8 protein-coding genes are annotated in these 13,513 nt (G+C 72.5%); 4 read left to right on the forward strand and 4 right to left on the reverse strand.

From position 1 onward, the window contains the following. Positions 1-342 (reverse strand): glycosyltransferase family 2 protein (locus tag ACZ6RT_RS15535; RefSeq protein WP_470154080.1); only part of this gene is annotated, 342 nt, incomplete at its 3' end. Between the two features lie 282 nt (positions 343-624). After that, entirely contained in the window at positions 625-2,157 is a 1,533-nt protein-coding gene (locus ACZ6RT_RS15540) for an NAD(P)/FAD-dependent oxidoreductase (RefSeq protein ID WP_470154082.1), read from the reverse strand. A 485-nt stretch (positions 2,158-2,642) separates the two neighbouring features. Between ACZ6RT_RS15540 and ACZ6RT_RS15545 the strand changes: the two genes are divergently transcribed. The 4 genes from ACZ6RT_RS15545 to ACZ6RT_RS15560 all read left to right on the forward strand — a co-directional run bounded on the left by ACZ6RT_RS15545 (position 2,643) and on the right by ACZ6RT_RS15560 (position 9,381). Continuing rightward, positions 2,643-6,074: a bifunctional glycosyltransferase/CDP-glycerol:glycerophosphate glycerophosphotransferase gene (locus ACZ6RT_RS15545; RefSeq protein WP_470154084.1), complete on the forward strand. Its 3,432-nt coding sequence runs from the start codon at positions 2,643-2,645 to the stop codon at positions 6,072-6,074. A gap of 193 nt (positions 6,075-6,267) precedes the next feature. Beyond that, positions 6,268-7,299: a CDP-alcohol phosphatidyltransferase family protein gene (locus ACZ6RT_RS15550; RefSeq protein WP_470154086.1), complete on the forward strand. Its 1,032-nt coding sequence runs from the start codon at positions 6,268-6,270 to the stop codon at positions 7,297-7,299. A gap of 25 nt (positions 7,300-7,324) precedes the next feature. Then, a complete protein-coding gene (locus tag ACZ6RT_RS15555) occupies positions 7,325-8,335 on the forward strand; it encodes a sulfotransferase family protein (RefSeq protein WP_470154087.1) in 1,011 nt (336 codons plus the stop codon). Positions 8,336-8,337: 2 nt separating this feature from the next. Continuing rightward, positions 8,338-9,381 (forward strand): sulfotransferase family protein, encoded by a 1,044-nt coding sequence (locus ACZ6RT_RS15560; RefSeq protein WP_399185817.1) that lies wholly within the window; start codon positions 8,338-8,340, stop codon positions 9,379-9,381. Here the strand turns inward: ACZ6RT_RS15560 and ACZ6RT_RS15565 are convergent. Both ACZ6RT_RS15565 and ACZ6RT_RS15570 read right to left on the reverse strand, forming a co-directional pair. Next, complete coding sequence (locus ACZ6RT_RS15565; RefSeq protein WP_470154089.1) at positions 9,371-10,567, reverse strand: glycosyltransferase; 1,197 nt, start codon at positions 10,565-10,567, stop codon at positions 9,371-9,373. The genes ACZ6RT_RS15560 and ACZ6RT_RS15565 overlap by 11 nt on opposite strands. Continuing rightward, positions 10,564-13,452 (reverse strand): bifunctional glycosyltransferase/CDP-glycerol:glycerophosphate glycerophosphotransferase, encoded by a 2,889-nt coding sequence (locus tag ACZ6RT_RS15570; protein ID WP_470154091.1) that lies wholly within the window; start codon positions 13,450-13,452, stop codon positions 10,564-10,566. Before ACZ6RT_RS15570 ends, ACZ6RT_RS15565 begins: the two co-directional genes overlap by 4 nt. Positions 13,453-13,513 lie beyond the last annotated feature (61 nt).

Genomic DNA, 13,513 nt, shown 5'->3' on the forward strand with positions numbered 1-13,513 from the left:
GCCCCCAAGAAGAGTTTTTGGGGAGGCGGTGGGGGAGATCTCTTTGTCGCGGGAAGAAAACGCAGGAGGGGGCGCGGGGGGGGCTTCTGTCTGGGTGTTGGGGCCCCCCCCCCAACCGCCGCTGTTGGCCGGCAGCCGCACGTAGCGGACCCGGTCGTCCTGTTCGGTGAGCGCCCTGGCCACCGCCGGGGTGTCGTCGCCGGAACAGTCGTCCACGATGATCACTTCGAGGTTCTTGAGCGTCTGGCCCAGAACGGACCGTACGGCCCGGGGTAACCGGGGCGCGTCGTCGTAGGTGATGACGATCACGCTGACGTCGGGGACCGTGAAACGCTGTGTCATGGTGCGCAACTCCAGACGGCTGGGAGGAAAGCCTTGATCTGCGACGGCTCCCGGGCGGCGGGAGCCGGAGGGGGCGTGACGGGACCGCAGGAGGCCCGTGCGGGCGTCCGTGCGGTGCTCACCGGACGGGGGCCGGCCGCCGGGTGGCGTACGCCGGCCCGCACCGGTCCGCAGGGGTCGACAGTGGTTCGCGACGGGTCGCGACAGGTCGCGACGGGTCGCGATGGTTCGTATGGGCGGACGGGGACGGTACGGCCCCCGTCCGGCCGGAGGGTCACCGGGTCATCGGGCCGGGATCTCCCGCGGCACGGGGGCGTCGCGGCCGGTGCCCCCGCGCGGGCCGCGCGGGCCGCGGGCCGTGGACTCCTCGTGGTAGTCGGCGTCGACGTTGACCTTCCAGACGTCGTGCCGGGCCCTTTCGGCGATGTTCTCCACGGTCAGCATCGCGGTGAGCATGGAGTGGTCCTGGTTGTTGTACCGGTGCATGCCGTTGCGGCCGACCGGGTGGACGCGGGGCCACTCCACGTCGAGGTACTTCCTGAGCACCTCCACGTTGTGGACGTGGCCGGCGTCGTAGACCGGGTAGGCCTTCGGCATCCGCACCACGTATCCCCGCTCGACCGCGCCGGAGGCGACCAGGCCCAGGCGCTCCAGCTCCCGGGTGCCGAACGCCACGAGGTCGTCGTCGGGCATCCGCCACAGGTCGTCGCCCTCGGTGACGAAGTACTCCAGGCCCAGGCAGGTCCGCCCGGCCCGCACCAGGTCCGCCGACCAGGAGCCGTAGTTCTGCACCCGGCCGAGGCGCACCTCGGGGGAGTGGATGTAGATCCAGTTGTCGGGGAAGGAGAACCGCTCGGGGACGACCAGCGCGACGGTGAGGAAGTCGCGGTACTTCAGCCCGGCCGCGGCCTCGGAGACCACGTCGGGCACGTCCGGCCCGAACGCGCGGATCAGGGCGCCGAGCGGCATCGAGGAGATCAGGTCGTCGCAGTGCACCTCGCGGACGACGTCCCCTGAGCCGCGGGACGCGTGCGGGCCCGGGGAGCCGTCCCGCGCGGCGGGCCCCTCCGAGCGGACGGTCACGGCCAGCCGGTCGCCGTGGCGGCGGATGCGCTCGACCCGGGCGCCGAGGTGCACGGCACAGCCCTGCTCGCGGAGCCGGTCGGCGCAGGCCTCCCACATCATCCCCGGCCCCAGCCGGGGGTAGTGGAACTCCTCGATCAGGCTGGTGATCTCCTTGCGCCTCCTGCCGGGGGTGAGCGCGTCGGCGACGGCCCTGCCCAGCGAGAGGTCCCGGATCCGCTGCGCGGCCCAGTCGGACTGGATGCTCGCGGCCGGAACGCCCCAGACCTTCTCGGTGTAGGTCTTGAAGAAGATCCCGTACAGCCGCCGGCCGAACCTGGCCGTGACCCAGCCCTCGAAGGTGGACTGGTCGGCCGGTGGCCGGATCCGGGCCCGCAGGTAGGAGCCGACGCACCGCACGGACTCGACCAGGCCGAGGTTGGCCAGGGCGTTGGACGCCTTGAGCGGGTAGTCGTAGAAACGGCCGCGGTAGTGGATGCGGCTCATCCTCGGCCGGAGCGGGAAGTCCCGCTCGTCGAGGAGCTCGTGCCAGAACTCCCTCACCCTGGGCACCTTCGTGAAGAACCGGTGCCCGCCGATGTCGAAGCGCCAGCCGTCGCGTTCCTCGGTACGGCTGATGCCGCCGACCACCAGGTCGGCCTCGAAGACCTCGCACGGGCGTCCTCGCCGGGCCAGCTCGTAGGCCGCGGTGAGCCCGGCCGGCCCCGCTCCCACGACGACTGTTGACTCCATGCGTCTCCCCCCGCGAATACCGTTCGTTGCGATCCCGCCCGTCTCGGTCACCGATCGTGTCGGACGCCGAGGGGGGAACGAGGGGTCATTACGACTTACCAGGACGTGTGCATTCCCAGCCTTGACCGCACCGTGGGGAAGGCGTTGCCGCGGCACGGGGCGACCGGCCGCGGGGTCCGCCCGGCCCGGCGGCCGGGACGGTCAAGACTCGGTCAGCGCAGTTCATGGCCGTCATGTTTCGGGCTCGCCCTTCCCTCCGCGAAGCCATGCTGCTGACGTGACGTCCACCTCGGGTCCGGGGTCGCCGGGTGGTGTCGGCGGACGGACGGGCCTTCTTCGCCGCTCCCCGGCGGCCGTCCGGTCCCCGCCCCCGCCCGGGACGTCGTCCACGAGAAGTGGATCTTCACCTGCGTGCCGTCTCCGGTGTTCGAGCCGATGGACCGGACCGTGAGCTTTCGACTACCGGAGGACCGATCGTGGCCCCAGTGAGCATCATCGTGCCCATCTACGACGTGGAACCGTACCTTGAGGCGTGTCTGGAGTCGCTGGTCGCGCAGACCTGGGCCGACATCGAGGTCGTGATGGTGGACGACGGTTCTCCCGACTCCAGCGCGGAGATCGCCGAGACCTTCGCCGCGCGCGACGCGCGGTTCCGGCTGATCCGGCAGGAGAACACCGGGCTGGGCGGCGCGCGCAACACCGGCGTCGCGCACGCCACGGGCGATTTCCTCGCGTTCGTGGACAGCGACGACATGCTCCCGCTGACGGCCGTCGAGGCGATGGTGTGCAGCCTGACCGACAGCGGGTCCGACCTGGTGACGGGCAACGTGCTCCGCTTCAGCGGCAAGGGGGTGCGCCAGTCGCCGATGCACAAGGCGATCTTCGCCGGCTCCGCCCGGCGCACCCACGTGAGCGCCGACCAGGCCCTGCTCAAGGACAGGCTGGTCACCAACAAGCTCTGGCGCCGCGCCTTCTGGGACGAGCACGGCATGAGCTTCCCCCAGGGGGTGCTGTGGGAGGACATCGCGGTCTCGCTGCCCGCCCACTTCCTGGCCGCGTCGGTGGACGTCCTGTCCACCCCGGTCTACCTGTGGCGCGAGCGCGAGGGGGAGGACGTCTCGATCACCCAGAACCGGGGACACGTCAAGGGGATCGAGGACCGGTTCGCCGCGATCGCCTCGGTGCGGGACTTCCTGGCCGGCACCGGCAGGACCGCGCACCTGGCGGCGTGGGACCGGATGGTCCTCGACGGCGACCTGCCGACCTTCCTGCAGGTCTTCGACCAGGCCGGTGAGGCGTTCCAGAACCGCTTCCTGGACCTGGCCTGCGCCTACCTGGAGCAGGCCGGGCCGAAGGTCCTCTCGCTCGTCCCGGCGCAGCGGCGGGTGAAGTGGGCCCTGGTGCGCGAACGCCGCCTGGACGACCTCGTCCAGGTGCTGGAGTGGGACAGGACGGTCAAGCCGACCGCCCGCGTCGTCGGCGGCGGGGTGCGCGGCTACCACCTCAACACCCCCGTGCAGGTCGGGCGGTCCGTGACCCGGATGCGCGAGGAGCTGGACCTGCGCCAGCGGGTGGACACCATGGACTGGCGGGACGACGCCCTGGTCATCGAGGGCCGGGTCTCGGTCCGCTACCTGCGGGCCCGCAGGAGGATGCAGCAGCACGTGCTCGCCTGGCTGGTCCCCGAGGGGCCGGGCCGCAGGATCCGGCTCCCGGTGACGGCCAGGCGGAGCCTGTCGCTGGTGGACACCGGCCCGCGCAGGCGCAAGGACTGGTGCGGGTTCCGGCTGACCGTCGACCCGGACCGGCTTCCGGCCGGCTCGACCTGGCGGATCGAGCTGCGCGTGCTCTCCCGGGGCCTGCTGCGGCAGGGCGCGCTGGGCCGGCCGAGCCCGGCCGCGCGGCGGCTGGAGTTCTCCGGCCGCGAGTCCGGGAACGTGGTGTGGACCGAGTGGACGGCCGGCGAGGAGTTCCGGCTCCGGGTGGAGCGGCCCGGCGGCCGGGTCACCGGGCACCGGGTGGCCGAGGGCGCGCTGCGCGTCACCGGCCGGTGCGGGACCGGCCTCGGCGCCGCGCCGGTGCTGCGGCTGGTCCGGCCCCAGGGCGGCCGGGACCGGCGCTATCCGATGACCGTCACCGGCGACGCCTTCGAGGTGACGATCGACCTCGACGACGTGCTGTCGGAACGCTGGCCCGCCCTGGACCCGGCGAGCCTGGAGATGAGCGCGCTCCACCCCGGCGCCGAGTGGCACTTCGAGATCCTCCCCGAGGAGGGTCCGGCCCGGCCGCTGATCGTCGCCGACGGGGTGGAGCGCGGCCTGCACCGCCTGCGCGGGCGCGACCTGGTGCTGGACCGGTCGCAGCGGGGCGGGTTCGTGCTGCGCGAGCAGCGGCCCACCTTCTACGTGGAGCGGGTGCACTGGGACGAGCAGGGGCACCTGAGGCTGACCGGGGCGCCGATGCGGCCCATCGACGGCCCGGCCTGGCTGGTCGTCACCTCCCGCAGCCGGTTCACCGAGCGGCTGTTCCCGCTGGTCGACGGCACGGTCACGGTGACGCCCGAGGGGAGCGACACGCTCGCCGGGCGGCTGCCGCTGCCCGCGGGCACGCACGGCTTCTCGGTCCGTACCGGCCTGGGTGACATGCGGGTGGAGTTCCGCCCGTCCGCGCCGCTGGAGCACATCTCGGCCACCCGGACGTTCACCTTCGAGACCGACGTGATGGCCGAGGCCGTGTTCACCGTGGGCGACGACCTGCGCGCCTCGGGCAGGCCCAAGCAGCAGCGGCTGCTGCGCGAGGACTTCTACCCGGCGCGCCGCGCCGAGCCGCTGCGGCCCGCCGTCCTGTTCGACAGCTTCGGCGGCAGGCAGTTCTCCGACAGCCCCAGGGCGATCTACGAGGAGCTGCGAAGGCGCGGCTCCGACCTGGAGTTCATGTGGCTCGTCCGGGACGGCCAGGTGGAACTGCCCGAGGGGACGGTTCCGGTCCGGCGCTACGGGCGCGAGTTCTACGAGGCGCTGGCCCGCTGCCGGTACGTCGTCACCAACAGCGACCTGCCCGCCTGGTTCGAGCGCAGGCCCGGGCAGACGGTGCTGCAGACCTGGCGGGGCACGCCGCTCAAGCGCGTCGGCTTCGACGTGGAGAAGGTGCCGTTCGCCCGGCCCGACCACCACGAGCGGCTGGCCAGGACCGTCGCGCAGTGGAGCCACCTGATCTCGCCGGGCCCCTGGTGCAGCTCGGTCCTGGACAGCGCGCTGCGCTTCCAGGGGGAGATCCTGGAGATCGGCTCCCCCCGTGACGACCTGCTGCGCCGCGGCGGGCCCGAGGAGGTCGCGCGACGGGCGGCGCGGGTCCGCGACCGTCTCGGCCTGCCCGAGGGGAGGAAGGTCGTCCTCTACACCCCGACCTGGCGGGACGACAAGTTCTACAGCAGGGGACGCTACCGCCTGGACCTGCACCTGGACCTGCAGCGGATGGCCGACGAGCTCGGCGAGGAGTACGTGTTCCTGCTGCGCAAGCACCCGACCGTGACCGACCGGGTGCCGCGGGTCGGCGACGGCTTCGTCCGCGACGTCTCGATGTACCCGGACGTCCAGGAGCTCTACCTGGTCGCGGACATGCTGGTCACCGACTACTCGTCGGCCATGTTCGACTTCGCGGTGACCGGCAGGCCGCTGCTGTTCTACACCTACGACCTGGAGCGCTACCGCGACGAGGTGCGCGGTTTCAACTTCGACTTCGAGGCCGAGGCCCCCGGTCCGCTGCTGCGCACCACCGAGGAGCTCGTCGCGGCCGTGCGGGACGCCGATGAGACCCACGCCGGGTACCGCGGGGCGTACGAGGCGTTCACCGCGCGGTTCTGCCCGCTGGAGGACGGCGGCGCGGCGGCGCGGGCCGTGGACCGGCTGTTCGGCTAGCGGCGCGCCCCGCCCGTGCGGCGGGGCGGGGCCGGTGGCGCGATCCGGAGGCCGGGGAGCTCTCTCCCCGGCCTTTCGCGCCCTCAAAGCGCCCGATCGCTTCGGCGCGGGCCGGTCAAGAAGTGGCATGGAGATCTTCTAGTAGTTACAGAGCGTAGATGACAGGAGACACGGCGTGGCCATGCTGGAACACATGAGGGCCTATTCGTTGGACGACGTTCACGCGACCCGGAAACGAAAAGACTCCTGGTGGACCGTCTTCCTGGTCGACCCGGTGGCGTGCAGGCTCACCCTGCTCGTCGCCAACCACACGTCCGTCACCCCCAACGGCCTGACCCGCCTCTCCCTGATCCTCGGGATGTGCTCCGCGATCTGCTTCGCGGGCGGACGGCTGGTCGCGGGGGCCCTGCTGTTCTACGTGAGCTTCGCGGTCGACTGCATGGACGGGAAGATCGCCCGTCTGAAGGGGACCGGTACCGCGTTCGGCCTCTGGCTCGACTACGTGGGCGACCGGATCAGGGTGGTCTGCTGCGCCTCCGGCCTGGCCTCCGGGCAGTACGCGGTCACCGGTGACGTCTCCTACATCCTGCTCGGCGCCGGGGTGGCCGTGCTCGACCTGTTCCGGTACGTGAACGCGCCGCAGATGAAGCGGGTGCGCGAGACCGTCAAGGAGAACCGGCTCGGGCACCTGGCGTCCGTCGGCCCCGTCGGTTCCGTCGGTTCCGTCGAGCAGGGGGCCGCCGGCCGTTCCGGGCAGAACGGGCGCGCCGGGCGCGCCGGGGACGCCGAGGTCGTCATGCTCCGCGAGCCCATCACCCCGCGCGAGCCGCTCACGCCCCGCGAGCCGATCACCCCGCGTGAGCCGCTGCGGGACGCCGGGTTCGGCGACGAGGCCGTGCCGCTGTCGGCGTCGCTGTCGGCGTCGTCGCCGGCGCCGGGGGAGCCGGTGCGGCGGGCGGGGAGGCGCTCCAGGCTGCCCCGGCGGGTCGGCCGCCTGCTGGCCCGCCACCGGGTGCGGACCCACCTGATCAGCGGCATCGAGTTCCACGCCGCGGTGTTCGTGGTCGCCCCGCTGATCGGGACGGCCGCGCTGGTGCCCGTCGCGGTCGGGGCCGGGGCGCTGCTTCTGCTGAACGAGGTCTTCCTGATCTACCGAATGTGGCTCTTCGCCCGGGTGGCACCCGTCGTGCCCCTCGTGGAGAAGGCGCCGCGCGTATCTGTTTGACCAAGCGTTACGGGGGTTCGTTGTCATGCAGTCCGACCGCCCGATCTTCGTGATCGGTTGTCCGCGTTCCGGCACCACCATGCTGCAGCTCATGCTGCACTCGCACCCGCGCATCGCGGTGCCGCCGGAGACCCGGTTCGTGGTGCCCGGTTACTACCGCAGGTTCTCCTTCGGCGACCTGCGCGAGGAGCGCAACCGCCGCAGGGTCGGCCGGTGGATCGTGAACGACAAGGACACCAAGTTCAAGGAGCTCAAGCTCGACGGGGAGAAGCTGATCGAGGACATCATCGCCGGTCCGCCGACGCTGGGGTCCGCGATGGGCATCACCTTCCGCTCCTACGCCGAGCAGTACGGCAAGAGCCGCTGGGGCGACAAGCGGCCCAGCTACTACCACCACGTCGACCTGCTGATGCGGCTCTTCCCCGACGCCCAGTTCGTCCACCTGATCAGGGACGGCCGCGACTGCGTGGCGTCGCTGAAGGAGATGCCCTGGTACACCAAGGACGTCTTCCACGCGGTGGTCAACTGGAGCGAGGCGATCGACTTCGGGCGCCGGCACGCCAGGAGGCTCCCCGCCGACAGCTACTACGAGCTGCGCTACGAGGACCTGACGGCCTCCCCCGAGACCGAGCTGAGCAAGCTCTGCGGCTTCCTCGGCGAGGAGTACGACCCGGCGATGGCCGAGCCGTACCACGTGGCCCGGGTGGCGATCCCGCAGCACAAGGTCTGGCACAGCAACACCCACGGCGACGTCACCACCGCCAGGGCGGGCTCGTGGAAGGCCAGGCTGGACCCGTGGGAGATCTCGGTGTGCGAGACCGTCCTGGCCGAGCGGCTGACCGCCAACGGCTACGAGCTCAGCGGCGCGCCCAGGGCGAGCAAGGCCCACATCGCGGCGTGCGAGAAGGCGGCCTCCAAGCGGCGCTGGACGCGCCGGCGCAAGGAGCTGCGCGACCGGGTCAACCGGCTGCGCGAGCCGAGCCCGGTGGCCGCCAGGCTCACCAGCCGGCAGCTGGGCGAACTGGCGAAGGTCTGACCATGAAGCCCGATCGCCCGATCTTCATCCTGGGCTGTCCCCGCTCGGGGACGACGATGCTTCAGCTGATGCTGCACGCCCACCCGCGGATCGCCATCCCGCCGGAGACCCGCTTCATGATCTCGGCTTACCAGCGGCGGCTCCGGTTCGGGGACCTGGAGGACGCCGGGCGCAGGCGCGAACTGGCCGAGTGGGTGGTCGACCGGCGCCAGACGCGCTTCCACGAGCTGAACCTGGACCGCGACGAGGTGCTCGGGCAGATCGTCACGGGGCCGCCGACGCTGGGCTCGGCGCTGGGCATCGTGCTGCGCGCCTACGCGGCCGCGCAGGGAAAGGCGCGCTGGGGCGACAAGCGGCCCTCGTACTTCCAGTACACCGACGTGCTGCTGCGGCTCTTCCCCGACGCCCAGTTCGTCCACCTGATCAGGGACGGCCGCGACTGCGTGGCGTCGCTGAAGGAGATGCCCTGGTACAACGGGAGCCTCTACAGCGCGGTCTCCGTCTGGGCCGAGGCGATCGACTTCGCCCGGCACGGCGCGCCGAGGCTGCCCGGCGGCAGCTACCACGAGCTGCGCTACGAGGACCTGACCGCCGACCCCGAGTCCCACCTGCGCAGGCTGTGCGAGTTCCTCGGCGAGGACTACGACCCCGCCATGTGCGACCCGGCCGCGGTGGCCGGCGTGGCCGTGCCCGCGCGCAAGACCTGGCACGCGCTCACCCACGGCGAGGTGACCACGGCGCGGGCCGGCTCGTGGCGCGAGCGGCTCGACCGCGCCGAGATCTCGCTCTGCGAGAGCGTGCTCGCCGACCGCCTGAAGACCTACGGGTACGAGCTCAGCGGCGCGCCGAAGGCGGACACCTCGCGGATCGTCGGCTACGAACGGACCGTGGCCAAGCGCAGGCTGGCCCGGGTCAAGCGGCTCACGTTCGACCGGCTGATCCGGTTGCGCGAGCCGAACCCGCTGGGCGCGCGGCTCACCGCGGCCCAGATCGTGCTGGCCGGGGTGCCGATGCCGCGCACCGAGCCGGTGCGGGTCACCGGGTGATCTCCTCGAACAGTGTCTCCCACCGGTCCAGGACCAGGTCCGGCCGGAACGTCTCGACGTGCGCCCGGGCGGCGGCGCCCAGCCGCCGCCGTTCGGCGGCCGAGGCCATCAGCCCGGCCAGCGCGGTGGCGAGCGCGCTCACGTCGGACGGGGGCACCAGCAGCCCGGTCCGCCCGTCCAGGACGAGCGACCTGAGCCCGCACGACACGTCGAACGCCACCGCCGGGATCCCGTAGGACGCGGCCTCGCCGACCACCAGCGGCAGCCCCTCGTGCTCGCTGGACAGGGCCAGCACCGAACCGCCCAGGTACTCCCGGCCCATCAGGGCCGCCGGCACCGGGCCGCGGAACACCACCCGGTCGCTCACCTCGCACGCCGCGGCGTGCGAGCGGAGCCGGTCCAGCTCCGGGCCCTCACCGATCAGATGCAGCTCCCAGCCCTCACCCGCCCGCTCGCGCTCCCCGCGGTCTGCGCGGTCCCCGGGGCCTTCGGGCCGCCCGTCCGCCGGCAGGTTCGCGCCGGGGAACGTCCCGCCCCCCGTTCCGCCGCACGCCTCGGCGAAGGCGGAGATCAGCCGGTCGAACCGCTTCACACCCCCCAGCCTGCCGATCCCCAGAACCCGCCGGGCGCTCAGTTCCGCGGTCCGCGACGGCCAGACCGGCAGCGGGTTCGGGATGGACCAGGTGTTGGGCAGCAGCGCGTGCTCGGAGAAGAGCCAGGCGTCCTCCTCGCTGAGGAAGACCGCCTTCTCCAGGGAGCCGTAGTGGCCGCGGACCGAGCGCAGGTGCCACGACCCCCGGGCGTGCTCGTAGGAGCCGTGGTACTGCCCGATCGGCAGCAGCCGCTCGGGCAGCAGCCGCCGGATCCGGGTGACCACGCTGGGCGAGGCGAGCACCGCGAACCCCGGCCCCACGTCGCGCAGCAGCCGCTCCAGCGTCCTGCGCTCGCGCCTCCGGTCCGGCCGCGAGAGCCTGCCCACCGGCGTCCGGTGGATCACGTGGGTGGTGTAGCGCGGGTGTTCCACGTACCGGAACGGGCTCTCGGCCCGGTGCAGCCCGATCACGTGCACCTCGCGGCCCCGCTCGGCCAGCCCTTGCGCCACGGTGTGGGTGACCCGCTGCACGCCGCCCAGGGTGTCGGCGTCCAGGCAGGCGAACACCACCGCCTCCCGGCCGCGGCGGTTCACCGGAACCACCCCGGGATCGGGAGCCGGATCGGCGACCGCCACCCGGCCCGGCGCGCCCGGCCCGCCGCCCGGCCGTCCGCACCCGCGCGGTCCCGCGCGCGCCCGTCCGGTACGCCCGGCACGAGGAGCGGCTCACCGGCGCGCTCCGGCACGGACCGGACGGCCGGTCCGGGGACGCGCTCCGGGGAGGGGCCGAAGAAGTCGTCCACCACCCTCGCCGAGGCGTGCCCCCTCTCCTCGGCGCACCACAGCTCGCGGAACGCCCGGTACCTGGGGGCGAACGACGCGGTCACGCCCTCCAGGTCCCGCAGCGCCTCGATCAGCTCCCCGGTCGTGGTCAGGCAGGGGCCGGGGGCGATGGCCGGCAGGTCGTGGTAGACGCCGCGCTCCAGGTGGCGGTACTCGTCCCAGTCGTCGATCAGGAACAGCATCGGCCGCCCGGTGACCGCGTAGTCGCACATCAGCGACGAGTAGTCGGTCAGCAACGCGTCCGAGAGCAGCATCAGATCGTTGACCTCCGGGTACGACCCGGCCGGGCGGACGAAGTGGCGCAGGTGCTCGGGCACCCGGAACCGCTCGACCGGGTGGGTCCGCAGGACCATCGTCCACTCGCCGGCCAGGGCCTCGGCCATCGCCGTCAGGTCCGCCCTGACGGACCGGCCCGACCCCCTGGCCCGGTCGCGGTAGGTGGGGGCGTACAGCAGCACCCGGGAGCCGGGCGGGATCTCCAGCCGTTCCCGCGCCCGCTCGGCCGCCTCCGGGTCGCCGCGCACGAGCACGTCGCACCGGGGCGAGCCGTGGCGCAGCAGCGGCCCCCGGTAGCCGTTGGAGGGCACGAAGACCCGCTCGAACTCGGCGCTGGGCGAGACCAGGGCGTCCCAGCGCTCCACCGCCGCCCGCCAGGCCGCCCTGGGCGCGTCGAAGTCGGCGCGCAGGTCGGGCGCGTCGAAGCCGACCGACTTGATGCCCTGCCCGTGCCAGGTCTGCAGGTATCGGGTGCCGGACGGTTTGGGGTAGGCCAGCGGCATGCCGTGGCTGTCCACCCAGTAGCCGGCCCTGGCCATGGTCCAGACGTGGCGCCAGCTCATCCGGCGCACCAGCCGGGTGCCGGGCGGGAAGTTCCGCCGGTTCCGGGACACCGACCAGACCGTCCTCAGCGGCGTGCCCCGCCGCCTGAGCTCCTCGTACACGTAACGGGGGTTGCCGGTGTAGCCGGCGCCGACGTCGGACTCGAACAGGACCAGGTCCCTGCGGGGCGGCAGCGCCGAGATCAGCCCCTTGTAGACCCGGAGCTTCACCTCGGGCGCGCCGATCCTGCGCAGCAGCCGGACGCCGGTCCGCCGCAGCTTCGGGAGCCTCCGCAGCGGGCCACGGCGGCGCCAGACCACCCGCAGGAACGCCGCGGACCCCTCGGCCCTGACGGTCACGTCGTGGTGGGGGACCGCGGCCGTGAACGGCGCGGCGGCGGGGTCGACGAGCAGCCGGTCGCAGGTGGTCCTCCCGTCGGGGCGGACGACCTCGACCACCGGGTCGTAACGGCCGTCGAACCCCAGGCGGCCGTGCCTGATCCCGGCGAGGTCGACCGTCACCTCGCCCAGGTACTCGCCGCCGGGCTGCGCGCGCGGCCTCAGCGGCACCCGGTGGTCCCGGAACCGCAGGAACGCGGTCCAGCCGGGGGTGGCCTCCAGGACGCCGAACGGGTCGTAGGTCCTGATGGACAGCCTGAGCGTCGTGCCCTCGCCGGTGACGACCGCCTCGTGACGCAGCCGGGAGGCGGTGTAGGGCAGCTCGGCCATCCGCAGCGGGGTGATCTCCCGCCTGGGATCCGCCTCCGTGCCCCAGTAGGTGTGCCCGTCCTGCCGCAGGGCGGCGCGCGGCGGGGCCTTGGGCCCGTTCAGCGACCGGGTGGCGATCAGCAGCTCGTCGGGCCGGCCGTCGGTGATGAAGCTGCAGCAGACCCGCATGAGCGGGTCCACGGTCTCGAACACCACCGGGTCGAGCTCGGCCAGGTAGGGGCGGACCACCGAGACGAACTCGGCGATCCACGCCAGGTCGCGGGCGGGCAGCGGGTTGAGGTAGACCCGCAGGTCCTGGCGGACGAAGCGGCGCTGGCGCTCGTGCACCAGGTGGCCGAGGCCGTTCTCGCGCAGGATGTCGTCGCTCATCCTGGCCGCCTGGATCCGGGAGCGGACGTTGGCCATCTCGGTCAGGCTGAGCGAGATCGACGGCCGCGTCTCGCCACCGGCCGCGGCCCGGTGCCAGAGGTAGACCACCCAGGGGACCACGGCGAACCGCCGCGCCGCGCAGTACAGGGCGGTGCTGAAGACGTGGTCCTCGTAGTGGATGTCCTCCGGGAACGGCACCTGTCGCAGCAGCTCGGCCCGGTAGAGCTTGTTGGTGCTGAAGGAGTCCAGGAACATCTCCGGCTCCTGGACGATCCCCTCGACGGTCCTGCGCCGCGCGAACAGGGCCGGGTAGTAGCGGGCGGTCTTGCCGGTCCGCTCGTACAGCCGGGAGATCTGCCCGGTGACGAAGTCGGCGCCGGTCCGCTCGATCTCCAGCAGCAGGCTCTTGCAGGCGTGCCTGGTCAGCTCGTCGTCGCTGTCGAGGAACATCACGTACGGTGCCCGCGCGGAGGCCACGCCCCTGTTGCGCGGGGTGCCGCAGCCCCCGCTGTTGACCTCGGTGCGCAGGTAGCGGACCCGGGGGTCCTCGCGCTGCAGCGCGCGGGCGACGGGTTCGGTGCCGTCGGTGCTCGCGTCGTCGACGATGATCACCTCGACGCCGCGCAGCGACTGCCGGAGCACGGATCGTACGGCCCTGGGCAGCCGGGTGGCGTCGTTGTAGGTGATGACCACAACGCTGCATTCAGGGATATTGATCACATTCTGAGGTATTCCCGAGAAAAATGGTTAGTTGTCCCTCTTGTGCAGTAATGACGCTGTT

The sequence above is a fragment of the Streptosporangium sp. NPDC050148 genome, assembly GCF_055586505.1.

Coding starts and splice junctions, on each gene's coding strand:
- ACZ6RT_RS15540 (WP_470154082.1), bottom strand. CDS start 2,157: ATGGAGTCAACAGTCGTCGTGGGAGCGGGGCCGGCCGGGCTCACCGCG.
- ACZ6RT_RS15550 (WP_470154086.1), top strand. CDS start 6,268: ATGAGGGCCTATTCGTTGGACGACGTTCACGCGACCCGGAAACGAAAA.
- ACZ6RT_RS15555 (WP_470154087.1), top strand. CDS start 7,325: ATGCAGTCCGACCGCCCGATCTTCGTGATCGGTTGTCCGCGTTCCGGC.
- ACZ6RT_RS15560 (WP_399185817.1), top strand. CDS start 8,338: ATGAAGCCCGATCGCCCGATCTTCATCCTGGGCTGTCCCCGCTCGGGG.